The sequence below is a fragment of the Macrococcus psychrotolerans genome (genome assembly GCF_038095555.1).
Taxonomy (GTDB): Bacteria; Bacillota; Bacilli; order Staphylococcales; family Staphylococcaceae; genus Macrococcoides; species Macrococcoides psychrotolerans.
In genome coordinates, this window is sequence record NZ_CP124591.1 from 35646 (window position 1) to 56878 (window position 21233).

20 protein-coding genes are annotated in these 21233 nt (G+C 31.7%); 5 read left to right on the top strand and 15 right to left on the bottom strand.

Features of this window, described 5'->3' with window-relative positions; genetic code table 11:
• Positions 1-102: 102 nt before the first annotated feature.
• The 14 genes from QA539_RS00160 to QA539_RS00225 form a co-directional block, all read right to left on the bottom strand.
• Positions 103-486, bottom strand: a complete 384-nt coding sequence (locus QA539_RS00160) for a hypothetical protein (RefSeq protein WP_101144142.1) — start codon at positions 484-486, stop codon at positions 103-105.
• 259 nt (positions 487-745) lie between these two features.
• The gene (locus tag QA539_RS00165) at positions 746-1510 is read right to left on the bottom strand and encodes a hypothetical protein (RefSeq protein ID WP_419895219.1); all 765 of its coding nucleotides are present in this window, start codon (positions 1508-1510) and stop codon (positions 746-748) included.
• A gap of 207 nt (positions 1511-1717) precedes the next feature.
• On the bottom strand, positions 1718-2428 hold the full coding sequence (locus tag QA539_RS00170; RefSeq protein WP_101144140.1) for a hypothetical protein: 711 nt from the start codon (positions 2426-2428) through the stop codon (positions 1718-1720).
• A gap of 191 nt (positions 2429-2619) precedes the next feature.
• On the bottom strand, positions 2620-2985 hold the full coding sequence (locus tag QA539_RS00175) for a DUF4870 domain-containing protein (RefSeq protein WP_101144139.1): 366 nt from the start codon (positions 2983-2985) through the stop codon (positions 2620-2622).
• 305 nt (positions 2986-3290) lie between these two features.
• Entirely contained in the window at positions 3291-4196 is a 906-nt protein-coding gene (locus QA539_RS00180; RefSeq protein WP_419895220.1) for a helix-turn-helix transcriptional regulator, read from the bottom strand.
• A 179-nt stretch (positions 4197-4375) separates the two neighbouring features.
• Positions 4376-4819 carry a JAB domain-containing protein gene (locus QA539_RS00185; protein WP_419895221.1) on the bottom strand — a complete coding sequence of 148 codons (444 nt, stop codon included), beginning with the start codon at positions 4817-4819 and terminating at the stop codon, positions 4376-4378.
• A gap of 21 nt (positions 4820-4840) precedes the next feature.
• On the bottom strand, positions 4841-5344 hold the full coding sequence (locus tag QA539_RS00190; protein ID WP_133454731.1) for a DUF1643 domain-containing protein: 504 nt from the start codon (positions 5342-5344) through the stop codon (positions 4841-4843).
• Positions 5345-5356: 12 nt separating this feature from the next.
• Positions 5357-5689: a DUF960 family protein gene (locus QA539_RS00195; protein WP_101144136.1), complete on the bottom strand. Its 333-nt coding sequence runs from the start codon at positions 5687-5689 to the stop codon at positions 5357-5359.
• A 63-nt stretch (positions 5690-5752) separates the two neighbouring features.
• Positions 5753-6115 (bottom strand): SAUGI family uracil-DNA glycosylase inhibitor, encoded by a 363-nt coding sequence (locus QA539_RS00200; RefSeq protein WP_101156358.1) that lies wholly within the window; start codon positions 6113-6115, stop codon positions 5753-5755.
• A 410-nt stretch (positions 6116-6525) separates the two neighbouring features.
• Positions 6526-8154 (bottom strand): recombinase family protein, encoded by a 1629-nt coding sequence (locus QA539_RS00205; protein ID WP_419895222.1) that lies wholly within the window; start codon positions 8152-8154, stop codon positions 6526-6528.
• Positions 8155-8218: 64 nt separating this feature from the next.
• A complete protein-coding gene (locus tag QA539_RS00210; RefSeq protein ID WP_419895223.1) occupies positions 8219-9589 on the bottom strand; it encodes a recombinase family protein in 1371 nt (456 codons plus the stop codon).
• A gap of 207 nt (positions 9590-9796) precedes the next feature.
• Positions 9797-11515, bottom strand: coding sequence for a DUF927 domain-containing protein (locus tag QA539_RS00215; protein ID WP_419895224.1), 1719 nt, complete (start codon positions 11513-11515; stop codon positions 9797-9799).
• Between the two features lie 180 nt (positions 11516-11695).
• Positions 11696-12337, bottom strand: a complete 642-nt coding sequence (locus QA539_RS00220; protein WP_419895225.1) for a hypothetical protein — start codon at positions 12335-12337, stop codon at positions 11696-11698.
• A 610-nt stretch (positions 12338-12947) separates the two neighbouring features.
• On the bottom strand, positions 12948-14408 hold the full coding sequence (locus QA539_RS00225; RefSeq protein WP_419895226.1) for a DUF6038 family protein: 1461 nt from the start codon (positions 14406-14408) through the stop codon (positions 12948-12950).
• Positions 14409-14670: 262 nt separating this feature from the next.
• Here QA539_RS00225 and QA539_RS00230 point away from each other — a divergent pair, with 262 nt between their 5' ends.
• The 5 genes from QA539_RS00230 (at position 14671) to QA539_RS00250 (ending at position 20319) form a co-directional block, all read left to right on the top strand.
• A complete protein-coding gene (locus QA539_RS00230) occupies positions 14671-15594 on the top strand; it encodes an SEFIR domain-containing protein (protein WP_232755807.1) in 924 nt (307 codons plus the stop codon).
• A 153-nt stretch (positions 15595-15747) separates the two neighbouring features.
• Positions 15748-16977 (top strand): hypothetical protein, encoded by a 1230-nt coding sequence (locus QA539_RS00235; protein ID WP_419895227.1) that lies wholly within the window; start codon positions 15748-15750, stop codon positions 16975-16977.
• Positions 16978-17028: 51 nt separating this feature from the next.
• Positions 17029-18201 (top strand): helix-turn-helix domain-containing protein, encoded by a 1173-nt coding sequence (locus QA539_RS00240; protein ID WP_419895228.1) that lies wholly within the window; start codon positions 17029-17031, stop codon positions 18199-18201.
• Positions 18202-18230: 29 nt separating this feature from the next.
• Entirely contained in the window at positions 18231-19292 is a 1062-nt protein-coding gene (locus tag QA539_RS00245) for a hypothetical protein (RefSeq protein WP_419895229.1), read from the top strand.
• Between the two features lie 169 nt (positions 19293-19461).
• Positions 19462-20319: an abortive infection family protein gene (locus tag QA539_RS00250; protein ID WP_101156391.1), complete on the top strand. Its 858-nt coding sequence runs from the start codon at positions 19462-19464 to the stop codon at positions 20317-20319.
• 129 nt (positions 20320-20448) lie between these two features.
• Here QA539_RS00250 and QA539_RS00255 read toward each other — a convergent pair whose 3' ends face one another.
• Entirely contained in the window at positions 20449-21069 is a 621-nt protein-coding gene (locus QA539_RS00255) for a hypothetical protein (RefSeq protein WP_101156394.1), read from the bottom strand.
• Positions 21070-21233: the final 164 nt, after the last annotated feature.

The following is a 21233-nucleotide window of genomic DNA, read 5'->3' on the forward strand; positions in this document are numbered from 1 at the left end:
AATTATAATATACACTAGTTTGAAATAAAACAATATAATAACTCCATCTTACTATAGCAATAAAGTAAGATGGAGTCTGTGAGATTCATAGAAAATAAATATTTAATAAATATTTATTGATATTTCAGTATGATTTATTGATTGTATAATAATTGTATAATTATCATCAAGAATAATTGCTAGTTCATCATTTTCAACTAACTTTTTAATAGTATTTATAGTATCTTCTAACTGTTTAATAACCGCTTCAGGCGACACACGAGCAGACTTCTTCTCATCGAAACGTTCGTAGGTAATATTTTCTGGATCGTCAGCGTTATAGCCCACGATGAAACGAAATCTATTGCTATCATTAAGGACTTTTAATGCTTTATGCAACTCGTTGATATCTTGTTTTCCGATGTAACAACTGCCACAGTCTCTTAGGTCTTGGTTGAGTTTATAATCAATATAGATAAGCTCTTTAATTCTATCAGCAAGTATCATAAGTGGCTCCTGATGATTGATTTTGTCATTACTATTTTATAATGATATATACGCATTGTGTAAAATTATCCATGTGAATTTAGAATATTTACATATAGTTAAAAAACTAAAAAAATTTAAAATACGCTCATCTCTGCAATTAGAGATGAGCGTATTTATTATTTAATAACTTTATCTTTTTTCTTCTAGCGAGGTGCCAAGCAACCAACGTAGATAACCTTAAATAGTAAGTATGACCAGAAGAGATAGTTATTTCTATCTATCTAGTTGCTCTAGCAGGTACATAAACATCAGATATTTTATCAGTCATTATTCCATTCCATATTTCTACATTACCATCACTATGTACGATAATAGTATTGCTTCCAGAACCTGATTTGTTGTTTGCTGCAACTTTATAAACAATCTCATCATCATTATCTACAACTTTTTCAATGACTTTCATTGTTAATCGAGAAGAATCACCACCATCAATATCAACTGCTTCAGCAGCCTTTTGAAGTGCGTCTTCTTCACTGAATAGTATTTTTTTACCATTCTCTAGTTCATTAAACATTTGTTCACACCTAATGTTATTCTGCTGATTATATATTGACTCTTTTATTTGTTCTTTAATATTTCCAGGATCACCGCCTGGCTTACACCAACCATTTAATGTGCCTTCTTGAATGAGAGTAGAGTACCCTTCCATAAGCTCATCGGTATTATAGTTATCTAAGTTACATTGAGTATTTTGAAATGCTTCTTCCCATATGCATTCGGAAGCAGTCTTACTAAGATTATTATCGGTTACTTTATCTTCGGATGATTTCTCGCTTGCTTTAGATTCGTTTGATTGCGTTTTTTTATCTTGTTTAGCATCAGCTTTTTTATTTTTTTCTTCACTTTCTATTTTTGCCAGCTCAAGTTTGATTTTTTCTTTTTCTATTTGTGTTTCTTGATGTTTATTGTAAGCAAAGAATGATAATAGTCCGATCCCTAAGAGGATTAATAATGATAGTAATATAGCTGATATTTTTTTCATAATAGTTCTCCTTTGTTGTTAAATTACGGAGTGTGTTGTTCTTCAATTGCTGCTTCTAGTTCATCCATAATTTTTGTATATTCATCCGGTGTAACATAATGGCAGCCAATTTTTTGCACTATCATATGAACTAGCTGCATGTAAAGTCTTTAACTATCCTTCAGTGTAGATATTTAATGATAATCCAATCAAATTTGATAACTTTAGCTATGAATTTAGCCTAGCATAATCTTGCGGTGTAATATATATACCACTCCTAAATGGTGGGTCAAAAAACTCAGTTCTTAAGTCAGAAGGTTTACTAGGGTCAAACGGTAGATTAGAGTTTATTTGCCCATTAGGACAGAAAATACTTTCTTTAACTGATTCACATGTATTAGGAACAGGTTGATTGTCGTTGCTTTGTTGTTTTTCTTTTTGTTGTTTTTCATAATAACATCTACTGTTAACATTCGCACAATCTGATTCTCCATTTTCATCTAGGCCGTTCAGAGTTAGAACCATTTGTCTTGCTTGGTCATATTCTTCCGGCATGACGTAATAGACTCTGTCTCTTATTTTAAGTGCTTGAGTTCGAGATGCAGAAGGACTATATATATCAAATCCGAGGGAACCTGAATCACCCATCCATCCTCCATTTGCATCAAATACACTTTCTTTAACTATAGCCTGTTCAGTTGTAGCAGCTTCTTCATTTGAATCGGAATTATTATCTGTTATTTTCTTTTTATCTTCTTTATTCTTATCATTTTCAGTATCTGATTTTTTGTCCGCTTCGCTTTTAGCCTTAGCAGCCTCGAGTTTCAATTTATCTTTCTCTAATGATAAGCTTTGATTTTTTGAATACTGAGAATAAGCAAATAAGCTGATGAGGGCTATTAACAAAAAAATTAATACAGGGGTCAACCATTTTTTCATAAAATTTCTCCTTAAATTATATTTTTACTTTATTTGTAATTATTATATGTATAGATAATGTTGAAGTTATTTTTACAATAATCCTTAACCAATTAATCTTAGGGTGCAATGTATTATTTATAAGTATTTTAACTATAAAAAGGATTATAAAAATAACTCTATCCTTCAATATTGAAGGATAGAGATTAGAATTACTTAATGATTGGAAATGTTAGTGGAACAACATAATCTTCACCTTTATTAGTTTTGATAATACCTAAGATACCATATACAAATGCGGCAATTGAGAATGCAAAAAATGGAATGATACCTATAATAACAATTGTAAAAATATATGATATTAAGAGATATCCTGTATAACAAATTACAAAGTTTAAGTAGTTTTTACCCTGCTGATTAATATATGCGGATTCATCTTTTTTCATCAACCATATAATTAATGGACCAATAAAACTTGTTAAAAAATTTAAGATCCAAATAAGCATAGCCATATTTTTTTCTTCACTTGTTACATTCGGAAAAGCATGAGGATTTTTAGAGTTGTTTTGAAAATTCATAATTAACCACCTTAATATAATTTTATTTTTTGTTACTATATAGCTTGTTCTTTCAAAAATACCTTCAAATACTTCGAAACATTCTTCTACGTTGCTCTTTCCAAGTTGATACATAGCGTGATAACTATTCGATCTAGCGAAAGGAATATACTTTGATACTTGCTTAGCAGTTACTCCAAAGTTGCGATTATTTTTATCTATTTATTCAATAATCAGACTGATGTCAGTAGCAACGTCTACACCACTTACTGCTGAATGTTTCTAACAATATTCATAGTGACATTTTTGTTTTAAGTAAGTGCTTTTTATTCTTGATCTTCGTTGTCAATCTCCTTACTTTCATTATTAATTTGTATCTGTTGGTTCATATATACAGCGTTTATTGCCAATATAAAATTGACTAAGGGTAGATACATATAAGAAGGTGAGATTAACATGATATGAGGGCTATACATCATACATACAGTTAAGACTTCTGGATAGGTCATGTAGAAGCTAACCGTAAACTGATTGTCTGATATAGACTCTATTACGTCTACGCTGTACTGATCTTTAAGTACATGCCAAACATCTTTAGTCATCTTCAATATTACTTTTTCCGGATTTGATATTTCAGCATCTGTTGTTTGTAAACTTTTAATATTTTTTATATGAAATTGTCGGTTGCTCTTCTTTAACCACAACTTATATTGATTGTGAGTACTTGTAATCTGTATGGGAGTTCCTACAATTTCTTCTCCATGATATTTGAATTTGATTGTGTTCTGTTGGTGTATTGCTCCTTGTAAAATAGATAACACTGTTAGAGTGCTTTTTTCTTCTTCTACCACGTGAAACATGTTTATCTGTTGTAAAAGTTGCTTTGTATCATGACTATAGAACTTGTAAATAATTGATTTTAATAGTTCGTACATATCACGACTTATTACAGATGAATGGTTTTTGAGATGCATAATGAGTATTGATAAGACATTACTATCCAGCAATGCATTATGTCTTATTAATCGGTACTCATTTGATTTGTGCTGATACGTAACTTCCATTCTCTGTTGAAAATCATCATTATCAAATAGATAATTTCTAATATCGTCTATATCACGTTGTATTGTCCTCTCATCGACTTCTAACTCATCAGCTAGATTCATCTTGTTGACTCCTTGATTGTTAAGGAGGCGAGTATATATCGTTAGAAGACGTTGTGCTTTGTTCATGAATCCACCCCTTATCGCTGTATCTTTATTTTATAAAAACGATTAGACATAAAATGTCACTACCAAAAACTTTTGTATAGTTTTTACAGATATTAGTGATGAAAATTCTCTTTGTTTTTATGAGAAAATTATAACTCATCCATAAAAAAAATAAAGGTCAGACACATAATGTCTAACCTTTAGAGATGGCCACTTTCTTTTAGTGAATAGAATGAATCATCTGTAAAGATGATATGATCGAGGACATCTATTCCGATTAATTTACCCACTTCATAAAGACGTTTTGTAGCTTCAATATCTTCGTATGAAGGTTGAGGATGACCACTTGGATGATTATGTCCCAATATGATGTTGGCGGCATTTGATAGTATGGCTGATTTGAATACTTCTCTTGGGTGTATGATAGAAGCATTAAGCGAACCTACTGATACCTTTTCGATGTGTGTCGGTTCATTTTTAGTGTTGAGTGAGAGGGCCACAAATACTTCTCTGTCAGAACTTCCTACAAATTCTCGCATAATCTTTGCAGCATTCTCAGGAGAGGATACCTTTCTTTCTGAATACCACATGACCTTCTCTTTAACCATTTGTATTGATACGATATTGATTTTCTTTTTATGCATTTTAATAACTCCTTTACATTTTTATTTTAGTACCCATTCCTGTCGAGCGATTGGATTTAATGGATGGATGATATTACCGTTCATCGGATTGATAAGTCTCTTTGTCTTTTTTGCATAAGGTTTAATCATCTTTTCAATTTCTTGTACACGAGGAAGTATTGTAGGTCGTTCTGCGTACGCTCCCCAGGCAATGATTAACTCATCGGATTCTTTGATACATTTCATAATTTGAATATCTGTATGCTTGTCATAGCCGTTTTCCAGATGTCGTTTATTGTCTGGACTTTTTATGTTGGAAAAGATATTGACGAAATGGATGGTTCCGTAACCAAGCTTTGTTAGTGAATTGATACAGAGTTGTGTCGTTAGGTCTAATGTAATGACTCCATCGTAATGTGGAAACATTGTTAGAATCGTGACAGTGGGTTTATCTTCATCTATGATTTTCTTTAATGCATAGCGATGGTTACCATCCTTGCTGAATATCGCTTCTGTGATTGTCGTATTTGAACGTGTTTCTAACATGGTGTAAACCTCCTAATATTCTTCTGGTAAAAGCATGACAAAATAAGAAGAGTCTATGTCATTACGATCTTCACGAATGACATAGACCTTTCTTTTTTTGAAGGTTTCTTTAGTTTTTATACGATATTTATAACTGTAAGGTGGTTCTTCCTGTAGAAGTTTAATACAGGATTCATCCTTATTTTCAGTATCTCTGATGTGAAATACACTCAGATAATCGGGTTTAATTCCCTGTTTCTTTGCTTCTCTTTCTCTCTGCATGACAATGTTCCAAAGTACCTGTTGGACAGGCACTGAGAAGTGTTCTTGTATCCCTCTAGTAATGTACACATCTGTGTTAATCATTAGTCATCATCTCCAAACTTAATAATTATTTCGCTTACTACAATGACCGCAATCTGAGCAATCTTAACCCACGTTGACAAATTCCAAATCCTCCTCTGTAAGATTTAATAAATGTAGCTCACTGTGCAGTGTCTTGTCCGTATCATTGATGTAGAAGAAATGTTCGTATTCACCTTTTGTGTAACCCAGTAAGATTATCTTGCCTTGATAGGTACCGATGAATGAGTAGATGTAATCTTTTATAAGTGAGTGGTTGTAAAAGGTGTATGTGTCGATGATTGCACCTTTTAGCTTCTCTGGAATCTTTCTCTCTCCCCAATTTAATTCTTCGATACCTAGCTGTATGAATTCAGTAAGATATTCTTGAGAAGAGAGGTTCAGTATTTCTTCTACATAGTGAGTCAGATGCGCTTTGATTTGTTTCATGATGTTGTTCCCTCCAATTGATTTAATTTGATGCATGATGTACATCATAATTAGAATATATATTTGAAGGTGGATTTGTTACATGTGAAACAAGTCCCCCGTTTTACCGTAATTTTTGACGAACAGTATCGATTTCATTAACGTGTAATTTGACTTTTTCTCTTAATAAGTAATATATTTTTATAATTTAACGGGATAACGGGGGATAATAATTTCACCTATTTTTATTGGACAAAGGATTAATTGAGATAGATGCTAGGCTATAATGATTTTTATATGTGAGTTTTTACGGGGAAACGGGGAGTGTTGTTTATTGATGAAAATATAAGCATTATATTTAGCGGTGTGTTCTATTAATACGTTCACGCATGTAGCGATGAGCGTTATTTTCATACAATAAACAGAACGGTCTATATGCGAAGGTAATATGTTTCATGCTCTGTAAATAAAGAAGAGGAAGCACTAAGCAGTGCTTCCTCTGGTTCGATACCGTTATATACTTCTTTAAGAACATCTTCATTAATCTTTAACGTAATGAAGAAGTCATGTTTCTTTCCTGGCTCCTTGCATTTCTTGAAGTGAATTGAATCAACGACAGAGAGATACAATGCTTTTAATTGTTTCTTATCTAATCGGTCCATATCCTTGAATATTGCTTGAAGAAGGGGTTTAATCTCCTCAATCGTTAACTGTTTAATGTTATCCTCCTTATGCGCTTCCATTTCAGCTATTGTCGCCTTAAGTGCTTCAATAGTACTCGCATATTCATCAATCGTTCCTTTTAGTGTATGGATAAGGTCAGGGGATGTTGATAATGCGATATTAAGGTTATTGAGTTTGACTTGTGTTTCTTCAAGCTGCTGTTTCTTATTCACCAGTCTTTGTTTCATTTCCGTTGGCTTAGCTTCTAAGCTACTGTTCACATTCTCCAAAACCTGTTGAAGTACTTTATCGTTGAATATCACTTCTTGTATACGATTGAAGACATAGGCTTCAGCAACACCTGCACGTATTGAGTTTGCGCTGCATACAGAAGCACCTTTGTTTCTGAACTGAGAACAACTATAATAGCGTATACGCTTCTTCTCGCCAGATTTTAGGGTATTGGTCGTGTTGCTTGCTGCATGAGCAGCACCACATTCAGGGCAGCGTACAATGCAAGATAATAGGTTTTCACCTTTACCGTTAAGCATTGGATTCTTACTCGCTTTTTCCATTCTAATCTGTACTTTATCCCATAAGTCTTGATCAATGATCGGAGTATGCTTACCGTCTGCGATAATAGGATTAGGGTTAAACCCACGACGTCTCTTTTCATTCCATCCGGTATATCTTAGATACCTTATCTTACCAATGTAAACGATATTGGTTAAGATATATTTAACGGCATTGGTGTCGAAAGTGTTATTTTTCTTAGTACGATATCCGTCCTTATTTAATGCATTTGCAATCGCTCTGTATCCTTTTCCAGAAGCATATTCCTCAAAGATACGTTTTATAATTAGCGCTTCTTTTTCAACAATTGCGAGCATTCTTTTGTTTCCAGGTACTTGTTGGTATCCAAGTACCTGTCCACCATTGTAATAGCCCGAATTAGCTCTAGAGACTAATCCAGCGAACATATTTTCTAAGATTTGATTCCTATCATACTCTGCCATAGACGCTAGTATTTGGAGCATCAATCGACCTGAGGCTGTGCTTGTATCGAACCTTTCCGTATCGCTATAGACCTCAACGTTGTATTTGTTGTAGAAGTCCACCATATCAATCATATGCTTGGTATTACGAGCAAGACGATTAAGTCTGTAGATTAAGATAATATCGAATTTTCCATTCTTAGCATCTTCGTTCATCTTTAATAATGCTGGTCTGTTCATATTCTTCCCTGTTAAGCCGTTGTCCGTGTAGACCTCATATATCTCCCAATCGTTTTTTTGGCATACCTCTTCCAGTAATTTCTTTTGTCCTGCAATTGAGAAGTTATCACGTTGTAATGCACTTGATACTCTTGTGTAAATAGCAGCTCTTTTCTTAGTCATAATAATACCTCCGTTATTGTTTTTGTAAAATTTGTATAAAACTTATCATTATCTTTGATTTACTTTATCCAATCGCTTTGTGTAGTTGATTCGTTTCTGTTTTCATTGGAACTATGTTAAGAGGATAGTCCGTAATAAATAGACCAGTTAAGTCGTTCTCTTCATCGATGATGACTTTTTCAATTATATGGTTGATGTCCTTTAGCTTTAAGAACGAAACATGTGTAGATACTATATTATTCAGCTTCTGCCTTGAGAAGTTTTTACTTGCTTGTACAGAATCTTCATCGGATACGTAGTTTGATTGGAACTCTTGTGCGCTGATTTTACCTTCTGCAAGTTCATTAATCAGCTTGGCGTTGGCTTGACTGATTTTTCTCTGGTCCTTCTTATGAATTCTAATAACTTTGTTAACAGCTTGTTCGATACGCTTAGCGCATTCTGTATCCTTTAAGAATGTCTTTAATGCATACAGAACTTGGTCTTCGATATGATCAGCATTTATTGACGTAAAAGGGCAGCGTTCATTTAATCCTGAATAATCCACGGTATGATTGCGACAGACGTACATTGTATAGGTCCTATTATTCTTTTTTACTTTGTGTGAATGGAGCCTTGCGTTACAGTAAGGACAATGTATCTTACGTTTCAGCAAAGTGTTTATCGGCTTACGTTCTATTCCTTTTGAAAGACGAATACGTTCAGCTTCTTTAAAGATTTCCTGGGTTATGATTGCTTGATGATGTCCTTGATACTCCCCATACTTTGAAGGTACGATTCCTGTATATATTTTGTTTAGCAATATATTTCTAACACGAACGTTTGTAAGTGATATATAACTTGTATCTTCAGAAATAAGCTTGCTGATGGCTTTGTAACCATAGCCATCACAGTAAAGCTGGAATATCCTTTTAACTGTCTTACTTTCTTCAGGATGCACAAAAAAGTTACCGTCTTCATATCTGTATCCGAAAGGTGCGTTTGTTGTAATCAGTAAGCCTTGTCTTGCCTTTTCACGTGCTGCTTTAGAGACATTATCTCGTATGTTTTCGAGCTCATTTTCGGCGAATGATAAGAACAGTTGAAGCTTCATTCGATCAAATGCCTTCGACAGGTCGAAGTAACCATCTGAGACACTGACCAGTTTCACATGGTATTTCTGTAATAACTCTACGAAATCAAGTGCATTTTTTAAGTTCCTACCAATACGACTGATTCGATAAATGAGTAGGGTGGTCACTTGATTGTTCTTAATTTCCTGTATCAGGCGTTGATAGTTTGTTCTGTTAGTATTTCGTCCAGAACCGATATCACTATAGAAATTTATTTTATCAACATCGATATCATATTTTGCAGCACATTTACATATCAGCTCTTTCTGAGTGGGTATGGACTGTTGTTTCTTTGTTGATTGTCTTACATATGCGACGATCATATTTTCACCTCCATTAAGATAATATAAGTTTGATAACAAATTGAAATAACAAGCCAGCATCCTTTATGCTGGCTTAAGTTGTTACTTACCTTCATTTAATTCATTGATTACAAGTTCAGAAATAAGTTCGATAAGTTCATTCATTTGTTATCATCCTTTCCATTGATACTGTTATAAATCATAGACGAGGTCGTTCTAATAATTGTTCTACATTGAATCAAAAGTCCCATCTAGAGGACTTGATCCATTAGATGGACCTGTTGAAAAACCAAACGCTTCGGCATGTGATGTGTCTAATTTAATACTGTAGAAGGCTGCTTTTTTCTTTTGACCATTATTATCTGTGTATTCATGGCGTATACTATTTCGGTCTTTCTCTTGCGTAATAAGGTACCCTTCACTTAAGAGCGCTTTAATGACAACAGTTTTGTCCTGGAAGTTATTATCTATGAGCATTTTATTGAATACATCTTTTAATATGTCCGCTTTAATGTAATCATTTTTTGAGTCATAACTGATGAAACCGTAATTGCTAAAGTTATTATTTAACCATGAGTTCCTTGAGAAGTAAGCATTATTGGTCAGTATAAATTGCGTAATAGTATCCATAGCTTTATCGGCTATGTTTCGATTACTCACAGTATTCCAGTGATATTGAATTAATTCGTCCACTATCATAGTGGACTTTAACGTTCTTTTTAAAACGTGTTCGAGAATTTTAACGGATAACAGGATAATTGCATAATAATCGCTCATTCTTATGCCAGTATTAGACTTATCATCTTTGAGCTTTTGTATCATCATTGACTTGAAGTCATTGTATGACCTTACAAGACAGTCGAATTCCGACGTTATTAAAAATTCTGCGACTAGTGGAAGGATGTGTCCATAATGTTGTTTAACAATTCTTTTAATCTCATCCGAATTATGACTACTTGTCGTCCAAGGGTTATCGAATTCAATCACTCTGACGTTTAATCCATCATTTTTTGCGGTCTTATTACTGTTTAATATGGAATGTTCTCCAGTACTGATAATGACAGTATTCCACGTGCGAACTTCTTTTGGAGTACCATCTTGATTTAGACGATTTTTTTCTCTGCCATCTGTTAGACTGTATATTGTCGAAGTCAGATCATTTGTTTTCACCATTGAAACTTCATCAAACAGAATGGGAATACCATGATTATCAGCTACTGAAGTAATGATGCTATTAAGCGTAGCATTCCAGTTCTTGTATAAGCTTGTAGTTTCATTGTTCGGCGATCCAGCTGTAGATAAAGCTAGCATTGCACTGGTTGTTTTACCGCTAGAACTATTACCGACAAAGTGAAACATCAAAGATTTTAATGGACTAATGCCTTTATTGTTCATAAAAGCATTAACAAGACCGGATATACCGATTGCAGCTGCTAATTCAAGCTTGTGATTGCCTAGTACATGGGTATCGAACATCTTCATCCATTCATCGAAAGAACCACTTGGTTGTATTTTTAATTGACTCGATGATTCGGGCGGATACTGTAGTTGTGACGATGAATATGGCTGATTAAGCAAAATCAGCGGTTCATGATGACCTGGAATAAAGCCAATTTCTTTGTACTGTACTATCGGTTGAATTGAATTACGCATTATTTGAAGGGCAAGCGATAAATCTGCAACGTACTTTTGATCTATAATGAAACCTTTCTTGATAAGGTTGGGTAAGTTGCTCGTCGATAGAATATCGCTGGATTCTTTGACTGAAGTGCCATGAGCATCTACTAAAACAATTACTTCGTCACTGTTTGAAACGTCCTTAAAGCGTTTAGTGACTGCGATGTAAGGAGCGAAGTTGATGCGTTTTTTTTCGCTTTTTGTTATATGATATTTATGCCATCCTTCTTGATCCAGTGTATAATTTCCATACTTTTTTTCATTGTTCATATTTACACCATTCCTTTAAAATTGTGTGATACTGATTTTAATGTGTACAATCAGTACCACACCGAGTTTTATTTAACGGTTGCTATGTTGCTTATGATACTTAAAAAATGGCTATTATTAAGCAGTGCTTATGTCAATTGAATTCTTATCGTTGGATTCCTATCAGCACTTCCATAATCGTCATTTTGCTTTCGAATAAATACGGTATAAAGGTAAGTATTCTCCACCTTGCATTCCTGACTCACTATATGGATAGTTAAAGAAGGTACAATAAAGGTTAAAAACATTTAATAATGATTCAAAATTGGGTTCATATACTTCTTCATTAAAGCGGCTTGGAATATGATCCCATATAGAACTCTCGTCAAAAATTTCTCCCTCTGGTACCTGGTGAACAGCTTCGAGCATATCTTCTAGCATTACAGCACCCTCTTTATCTAAGTAAAAGTCAAAACGTATACTTACGTTTTGCGCACCAGATGAATAAGTTTCAACTTCAAGTTGCTTATTTGAACCATAAAAATTATTTAGCTGCTTTGAATCATTGTTGATATCTACAATTTCATAGATGTAGGGGGAGTTGCTGTATAAACCTTCTAAAAGTCTTAGCGATAGGGTTTTTGCATCTAAAGCAAACTTTTCAAACGATTTTTGTACTGCCCAGACATCATCTGAAGTCCAAATATCATCAAAATTCTTATTATTTTCCTCAACCTGATCTACCAATCTGTAATATGTGAATCTGTCACCTGGTTTCATTTTCTTAGCTTCTGATATGATTGCTGTTAATAATTCGACTTGAGTTGTATTTAAATTTTCCATTTTATTTCTCCTTTGTTTTAATTGATAGAATTGAAGTTACATCAAGAGTGACAAACAATTTAGGGTGCTAATCTATAGCATGGGATTATTGAGTATACCTTGTGATTTTTACTGTTTTTCCCATGGCATTTAAATATATCCGGATACATATTGGCAAGATCACTAAACAATATCCCCAAGCTCCTCATATGCTTAGGTTGTAAATTACTCATAAATGGACTAATTTGTTTAAAATCAGCCATCGTAAATTTATCTGTACAACCGGATTTCGACCACTGCTTGCACTTAGGTAATACAATAGCGTTAAATGCGTTTTGTACTTCAGGTGATTGCTTTGCAACCTTACGTAACTAAATCGACGGATGTGTCATGTTAATACCTCCTTTCATAATAAAGTGCTTACTAAATATTCAAGGTATTGGATCCAATAACTTTTAAACATTCGTTATTGCCAATAATCTGGGCAATAACTTAACCGGTATAAGAATCATAACAACTACTAATTCATTTTTGGATGAGTGTGAAATAATAAAAAAAAAATTTAAAACCACTTCATCCCTTGATAGACATGGATGAAGTGGCTTTAAAATTAATTATTTTTTGCCCTTTTTTATAATTCTTTATTTGATTGGCTATTACTTGTTCTAAAATTCTCAAGTTCTTTTTTGTAAGAATTTGTGATTATATTAATGTGAAATATACGATTTCTATTGTTAGATGGTATGTTCTTGGATAGCTCTTCAATAATTTTTCTCTGAATTTTTAGATATCTCTTAGTAAATACGATTGGTCTATTCGTAATTTTCATTTGTATATTTGGATAGTATTTGCTCACTATTTCAGGATCAATATAACCGTCTATTTTTTTTAAAATCAAATTTATGTCTTCGATCATATACATAAAATACTCTTTAGGAATTAATATTGATTTACTAAAATTCATCTTATTATAAATTAAAAACGAATGTAGCTTTTCTAACTCATATTTGGTTTTCAAAATTTGTTCAGTTAGTGCTACATTTTGATTTGCTCTTCTTCTATAGAATTTCATAATTTTAATTTTTTTCAAAATAGAGCTTTTTTTCTCAGCGGCATAGATTTTGTTTACGTAAGAAAAAGATTTTAATTTTTCTTTTCTACTTACTAGATGACTGCTCATTCTTAATAAATATTCTCTTAAAAATTCATCATAATCATAAGTTTTTCCAGCATGCATCAATTTATTATCAGTCATTTTTGCTAAAGCGTTTATAGAAGTGCGCTTAAGCTCTCTATTCTTATTTTGAGCTCCATATTTCTTTTCTATTTCTAATGCAGGGTTATCGACAAATTTGGAATTAATCAACATTTTAACAATGAGTAAATCTATGCTTTTGTACTCTGTCGTTTCAAAAAGTTGAGAGCTTTCTATGGGGCTGTCTATAGGTATAAGCGATTTTTCGTACAAATCATAATCTATTTCCTGCACCTTTTTATATGCTTTTTTATTAATTGGAATTTCGGAATCTACTGTTTTACGTTGTTCTACATATTCTTGAAGATGAAAATTATATATTGTTTCATCTATTGCTTTGAAAATTTGTTTTTGCAGTTCGATTTTCTTTTCTACAGAAAATTGATTCATGTGGCTATAAATCTCTTGTAACTTTTGCTCAAAAGCATCTCCCGTTTGCAACCATTGTAAAGTATTTTGAAAAATATCTTTGCTAATAATATCTATTTTTAAAGGTAAGATATCTATTTTATCTATGTCCTTCATTATTCCTCGGATAAATTTTATGTATTCAGCTCCATTAATATCATTTGTATTAAATGAGTTTTTATTATTTGATTGATTCAAAGGTAAGTTATCGATATTTTTTAAAAGTACAATCAACAATTCTTTAGATATACCATTAAAGGTGTATTGATTATTTTTTTCTTCCCCATTAAAGTTATGAAAATGTTTAAAATCAATGTTGTAAAACTTCTCTAACTTTTCAAGTTTTAAATTCAAAGCGTAAGATGAAATTTTTAGTTCCTCATAAATATCTTTTTTTGAGTACATCTTATCTAATACTTTTGTCTTCATTGACGTTTTCCTCCTATTTCTCTTATCAACGCAGCTATTGAATAGATAGAACCATATAGGTCTTTGACCTTAATTTTCGCATAAACGATTTTTCATCTATAAAGCTAAGAAAATTATTAATATTCTTTGCAACATAATCCATACATCTTCTTATAGTTAAGTATTATAATAATATCAAATAAGCATCAATGTGAGATAATAGAATTAAAAATAATTGTTACAAATATTAACTTATTGAATTAATAACAAGAGAGGGAAAAAGATGAAGAAAAAGATTTTTATTTCATATGCATGGGACGAAAATGAGGATAAAAAAGTAGTTGATTTAGCAGAAATGTTGGAAGAGTATAAAGAGATCGAGGTAGTATTTGATAAATGGGATGTAAGTAAAGGTAAAGAATTACCGCATTTTATGGAGCAGGGCATTCAGCAATCAGACTTTGTACTTGTAATTTGTAGCAAACGTTATAAAGAAAATACAGATAAAAGAGTGGGTGGTAGTGGCTACGAAGCAAGATTAATGTCAGATGAAATTTTAAGAAACGTTGGTGAAGATAGATTTTTACCTATATTATTGAATGAAACTGACAAAGATTCTATACCTAATTTTCTTAAAGGCAGAGTTTGGACTGCTCTATACCATGATAAAGAATCTAAGCAATTCAGTAATGAAATGAACGATTTATTGGCAACAATAGTAGGACATAAAAAGAAAGTAAAAGAGAAGACTAAGAGTGTCTTTGATCGTTTAGCAGAAACTAAGACTATTATCGATAACTATGATGAAATCAAGATTTTAGGAATAAAACAAGAGGAAGTTACTGTTCCTAAAATGGATGGAACAAGAGGCTCAGCCTTATATAGCATCCCCTTTTTATTAAATCAACAGCCTAGTCGTGAATGGAGCGAGATTTTTATTTATAAGTGGAACAATCCAAGAGTTTATTCAACGATGCATAGGTTCGGAAAAGCTCGTGTAGTTGCAGATAAAATTATTTTAGATGGAACAACAATTGAAGAGGTAAAAAATTATCATCGAGATACACTTATTATGTGTGTGAAAGATGCAAATAAGGATTATAAGAATATGATAGAGAAAAAAGCAGAACAACAAAAGAGGGAAAGATCTAGAATAAATGAGTTTGAAGAAGCACTAAAAAGAAATATAGATGATATTACATTTTAAAAAATAGGAAAAGCTTGTTAATGTCTTTGACAGGTTAACTGTTAAATTATATAGATAAAATTAAGCGTCGAACTGCATTCAGTTGTAGTTCGACTTTTATATAATCACATGCTACATTGATTGTAATAATACAATGTGTTAGAGGTGTGAAATATGGAAATGAATCGTTTTGATATATATAAAGAGCTATGGACAAAATCACGAACTGCGTTTGCTGAGGAACATAATATCGAGTTTACTAACCTGAAGAAAGTCATAGAGGTACATAATATTCCATTACCTGATTCTAAGTATCTATATGATTACAGAAGAGGTGTTATTGGTACACTAACCCCTATAGAAGGTGAAGATTATATAATTAAGATAGATGAGAAACTCAGTGAAAAAACTAAGATAACAAATAAATGGTCATACTTTGATGATGATAAAATAGAAGAGATTTATAATGTATATACAGAATTGAAGATACCAGACAAGGTTAAGCGTCATCATAAAATCATTACTAAACATAAAGATTACCTGACATCTGAAAGAAGAAGAAAAAGGGAAGCGGAAATGAATCCTTGGGGTCATAGTTATTACCGCCCGGAATCAATGAAAGTTTTGAATGCCTCCCATATTTCAAAAGAAGCATTGCCTGATTTTTATAAACTCTGTGATACTTTATTTAGAGCGGTCGAGAGCTTAAAATTTAAGGTCAGTGTTGATGAAGAATACATAAATTTTCAAATACATCGCAAAGACAAACAAGTGAAGAAAAACGATATAATGTTCGAAAAAATGAATGTGTTCCAAATAAAGTTAAAATTTAAAGAAAAGACGAAAAGAGTCAAAAGAGATGATGATCGATATTCTAGCTATGATTATATCAATACGGGTTATTTCAAAGCGGAACTCATCGGAGTATATCCATGGAGTAACAATGTTCATGGAATAAATAGAGAGTATCCTGGCACAGATGACCATGACAACTTACTCAAGAAGATTTTTGAGAGAATTTTTGAATTACCTCAGTTATTGCATGATGCAGAGATCGAATATATCGAAAAGCAAAATGAGGAAAAGCGCAAACGTATAGAAGCTGAACAATTAAGAAAAAGTAGAGAATCTGAATTTAATAAAATTAAATCATTAATCAGTGAATACAAGTTACATAAAGAAATAAAGGCATTGACCGAGTATATTAAGGAATACAAGTTAAAGAATGCAACAATGGAAGAGATGATGTGGTATAAAGAGACGCTTGCTTGGTTGAAAGATGCTGATAAAGTTGATAAATCATTAGGTGATAGAAACCATGAACAAATAGTAAAATACTTATTAAATGAAATAAAAGAAAACGATGTTGATTTCTATGATCCATCTAATTATAGATGGTGGTGAGTAAAGAAAAAACTTAGAGCAATATATTGATTATGCAAAGGAGATAACAAGATGGATGTACAGGAAATATGGGATAATAAATTATCTGAAGGACAGAAATTAGAATACAAAGAATTCAGTTTTAATAATGGTAAATTTAAAGATTTAAGTAATAATCATAAAACCAAATTGATGCAAATTATTAGTTCGTTTGCCAATACAGAAGGCGGAATAATAGTATTAGGTATTGGTGAAGATGAGGATCATAATCCAAATAGATTGAATGATGTTGGAATTTCAAAAGACGGATTTGAAATGTGGGAACAGTCTTTTAGACAGTTGTTATCTAGTAAAATCAAACCAGTAGTACATGGTATTAAATGTACTCATGATACTATTGAAGATAAAAACGTGATTAAAATTGATATTCCTATGAGTCTTAATAAACCTCATGCAGTCAATAATGGTAGTAAAGATGAACTATTCATTCGATATGGAAATCTAACAATTCCAATGTCTTATCAGGACATGAAAAATGCGTTTGAAAATAAATCTTATATTGAAAACAAGATTAATGATTTCAAAAATGAAAGAATTAGCATGTTATTAGGTGGAGAAATCATAGGTGATTTAGAGGGACAGTCAGTTATGGTTATTCATATAATACCTGAATTGAGTATGAGAGGAAATAATTATGTAAATATTCGTGACGTAGCGAATAATAAAAAAATTAAATTATTCAGTCCAGTCGACATGGATGGTCAATATATATACAACATGGATGGAATAATGAATGCACATCATTCTTATGAAGAAAATTTAAATGCATACACTCAACTTTTTCATAATGGAAGTATAGAAGTTGTTGAATCAAGGATGATGAATTATAAACCACTGTATGCGAATGAAAGTGGGATTTATGATTGGAAGGAATTTGAAAAATTACTTTTTGATAATCTTATCAATTATATCAAGACGCTTGAAACGCTTGATGCTCCAAAACCATTTCATATATTTGTGACATTATTAAATATAAAAAATAAAAGAAGTATTGGTGATTTTGAATTACATCCTGTCAAACCATTCCCAAGATCAGTAATTAACTCTTTACCAGCGTATATAACGGAAGATATTGATAATGCTGATTCGTTATATCCATTAATGGCTAGTCTTGCAAATGCATTTGGGTTTAAGAATTCAGGTATTTATACAGATGAAGGTAAGTTAATAGATAAAAATTATTAAAATAAATACTTTTTGGGAGAAAATTTATCATGAGTAACTATATATTTCAACAATACCATAGCAAAGAGAACGTCATTACAGCTAACTTCATATTTTTTATAAGTAATATAAGAAGGATTTCTGAAAGAGCATATATGAATTTTATATGGAACATACAAGGAGAGGGCATACCGGAAGATAATAATTTTGTGACTCCGTTATTTAAAAATCAAATCAAGTTAAGAGGTTACAATAGTGTTCCTGACGGTATGATTCATCAATCTTCTAACAAAATAATTGTTGAAACTAAGGGTAATGGTGCAATATTTAGAGAGGAACAGATTAAGGGTCATTTAAATTATTTTGATAACGAAGATTTAATGATTTTTTTGACTTTAGATAAATATAATCTTAGTGTGTCAGATAAGTTGATGATAGATAAAGTGGTTGAGTTGAAGAATAACACATTAGATGATCAAAAAAAGAATAGAATTAAACATGTCCATTTAAGATTTAAGGATATTATTGATAAGATTTATGAAGTAATAGACGAAACAAGAGAATTTGAATTGATAGATTTAATTGAAGCATACTCTGAATACCTTCAATCGGAAAATTTATTAGATGATATTGAGGGAAGAATGAGAATGTGTCTTTCAGGTAGCTCATTTGATGATAACCTTAAACATAATATTTACTTTCATCCTGCTGAAAAAAGAGGTTACAGTTTCAAGCCGATAGAATACATCGGGCTATATACAGACAAAGCAATAAAAGCTATCGGAAAAGTAGACAAAGTAATAGTGACGGAAATAAATGAGAGCTCATTATCCTTGAAGACAGTTTATCCTGTAGGTACTGAGTTATCGATTGATGAGTATGAAATAGTTAAAAATAAAATAATGGTGCTTGGGAAAGAAAAGTGGACTAATCTATTGAACGAACCACATTATTATTACTTAATTGAAGATTTTATAGAGACAGACTACAAGAAAACATCTAAAGGTGGATCAATGGGGGTTAGGTATTTTAATGTGAATGAACTTTTGAATAGGGATAACTTAACCACTGAACAAATTGCTAATTTGTTAAGTAGTTTATATTGGGAATAAAAATATTTATAAATCATTTTACTTGTTTATATGACTTTATTTTATAGAAACAATAAGAAAGGTTATGTAGATTCTTCGTTATTATTTGAAATATTCACTTATGTATAGGTTCCAAACTATTTAAATTAAAACTAAAAATGAATAAAGAAAGATTTAGAGAGGTATAACTTTGAAAAAAATAATTATAAATGATGAAATTATTATGGCATTATCATCGGCAGTAGATGATAGCGGAATGAACATAACTAGGAGAGACCCATCACATTCACAAATTGATTCATTAATTGAAAGGTTCGGATTGGAGACTTTAGATCCTTCAAACAAAAGTAAACCAGTTGGAAAAAGAAAAAGAGTATATAGTGTATTATCTGCTGCATTAGATACGTCTATGGAAGTATCGGCGGAACACTTTGCATATTCTCTAATTAATGAAATTAGAGGTTTGGGAGGTTTTAGAGAAAGTTCTCCTAACTATATAGGAAATGAAGCGATATTAAATTTAAAAGAAGCTCTTAAAAATGCTGGCTATGTATTAAGTTCTACGGGAGTTATTACCGTATCATTATTAGATAATTTAAATGAGTTAGAAAAAGAAGAAGTACTTAATGGCTATGTAAAGAGAGCGAAGAAAGGATATGAAGATGCAGCTTTAGTTGTAGGAACCAGTAAGGATTTATTGGAGGCTACTGCCATTCACGTTCTTGTGAAAAAGTTTAATTATGATGAAGATTATTATAGGAATTTTCCAACCCTGTTAGGTCAAGCTTTTATGGCAGTGGGATTATGTTGTGATAAAAAAGAAATTAATAATGAAAATAAATCTGTGAGCGCAAGAATGAAAGTAGAGTATTCCTTATATAAGTTAGGATGCTCAATAAACTTATATAGAAATAAAGTTGGGGTAGGTCATGGTAGGCCATTCCGACCTGAAATATCAGAAGAAGATTCTAAAGTTGCTATAGAATCAATGGGAATGATTGCAGAACTATTATTATCACGATTAAAACAAAATAAAGATATAGTTTAAGCTATGTCTTTATTTTGTTAGAAAAAGAGGATGACATTTCTTCATTCTCTTTTAATTTTAATTGTAATCAATCTTGAAAGTAATTTAGATACTGCATTGCTATTACCTTGATTTCAAAAGTTTGGATAATTAATAAATATGAGAATAGAAATCTAAAATTGGAACATTCTTTTTTATCAAATAATTTCCTATTGCTTTTTCTATATCATGTCTACTATATCCATAAGGAATATTTTTCAAAGGAAAAACTAAGACGAATGAATCATCCCACTGTTCTCTTAATTTATGAATGATAATTCCTGATGAATTATGTTTCCATTCGCTCTTTTTACACTTTTCATAAGGGTCCCAAACTTCTACTTTTAAGTCATATTCAGAGGTGTTATTAGGTACATCAAAGTTAATATCGTTACTGACGGCAACAACACCCAGATAACCACTCGTTGTAAATTTCATCCATACTATATCTTTTTCATTCTTTAAAGAATAATCATTTTTTATTTTCTTATAATCGACAACTGTTGGATTCATTTTCGGATTTTTAGTTGTTTTAATATCTATTTTTGATAAAAATTCAAGTACATATTCTTGTATCTTTTCAACTGCAACGGTTGGTAAGGCTAATTGTTCTTTAGCCTTCTGAAAGCGAGTATATGATTTATAATGTACTGATTGACAATATCTTTTTCCTTCGTACTCATAAAAAGCATCATCCAGATCAAAAATGTATTTTTCAATTATTTCATTCATAATACTCTCCATTCATTGATTTAATTTATTCATATTCATTATATAATAAAAAGATTAAAAAAGTATTATGTTTCTATTATTAATTTATCTTTTAATAATTAACCGTACTTTTAACCGATACACTCAAGTATATCATCGTTAATGAGGTTAATGGACTATTTTGG

Excerpts from the sequence above, each read along its gene's own strand:
- QA539_RS00185 (WP_419895221.1), bottom strand. The coding sequence starts at position 4,819 with ATGCATAAAAAGAAAATCAATATCGTATCAATACAAATGGTTAAAGAG.
- QA539_RS00240 (WP_419895228.1), top strand. The coding sequence starts at position 17,029 with ATGGATGTACAGGAAATATGGGATAATAAATTATCTGAAGGACAGAAA.
- QA539_RS00180 (WP_419895220.1), bottom strand. The coding sequence starts at position 4,196 with ATGAACAAAGCACAACGTCTTCTAACGATATATACTCGCCTCCTTAAC.
- QA539_RS00160 (WP_101144142.1), bottom strand. The coding sequence starts at position 486 with ATGATACTTGCTGATAGAATTAAAGAGCTTATCTATATTGATTATAAA.
- QA539_RS00225 (WP_419895226.1), bottom strand. The coding sequence starts at position 14,408 with ATGAAGACAAAAGTATTAGATAAGATGTACTCAAAAAAAGATATTTAT.
- QA539_RS00245 (WP_419895229.1), top strand. The coding sequence starts at position 18,231 with ATGAGTAACTATATATTTCAACAATACCATAGCAAAGAGAACGTCATT.
- QA539_RS00255 (WP_101156394.1), bottom strand. The coding sequence starts at position 21,069 with ATGAATGAAATAATTGAAAAATACATTTTTGATCTGGATGATGCTTTT.
- QA539_RS00215 (WP_419895224.1), bottom strand. The coding sequence starts at position 11,515 with ATGAACAATGAAAAAAAGTATGGAAATTATACACTGGATCAAGAAGGA.
- QA539_RS00190 (WP_133454731.1), bottom strand. The coding sequence starts at position 5,344 with ATGTTAGAAACACGTTCAAATACGACAATCACAGAAGCGATATTCAGC.
- QA539_RS00200 (WP_101156358.1), bottom strand. The coding sequence starts at position 6,115 with ATGAAACAAATCAAAGCGCATCTGACTCACTATGTAGAAGAAATACTG.
- QA539_RS00205 (WP_419895222.1), bottom strand. The coding sequence starts at position 8,154 with ATGACTAAGAAAAGAGCTGCTATTTACACAAGAGTATCAAGTGCATTA.
- QA539_RS00230 (WP_232755807.1), top strand. The coding sequence starts at position 14,671 with ATGAAGAAAAAGATTTTTATTTCATATGCATGGGACGAAAATGAGGAT.
- QA539_RS00210 (WP_419895223.1), bottom strand. The coding sequence starts at position 9,589 with ATGATCGTCGCATATGTAAGACAATCAACAAAGAAACAACAGTCCATA.
- QA539_RS00220 (WP_419895225.1), bottom strand. The coding sequence starts at position 12,337 with ATGGAAAATTTAAATACAACTCAAGTCGAATTATTAACAGCAATCATA.
- QA539_RS00235 (WP_419895227.1), top strand. The coding sequence starts at position 15,748 with ATGGAAATGAATCGTTTTGATATATATAAAGAGCTATGGACAAAATCA.
- QA539_RS00195 (WP_101144136.1), bottom strand. The coding sequence starts at position 5,689 with ATGATTAACACAGATGTGTACATTACTAGAGGGATACAAGAACACTTC.
- QA539_RS00165 (WP_419895219.1), bottom strand. The coding sequence starts at position 1,510 with ATGAAAAAAATATCAGCTATATTACTATCATTATTAATCCTCTTAGGG.
- QA539_RS00175 (WP_101144139.1), bottom strand. The coding sequence starts at position 2,985 with ATGAATTTTCAAAACAACTCTAAAAATCCTCATGCTTTTCCGAATGTA.
- QA539_RS00170 (WP_101144140.1), bottom strand. The coding sequence starts at position 2,428 with ATGAAAAAATGGTTGACCCCTGTATTAATTTTTTTGTTAATAGCCCTC.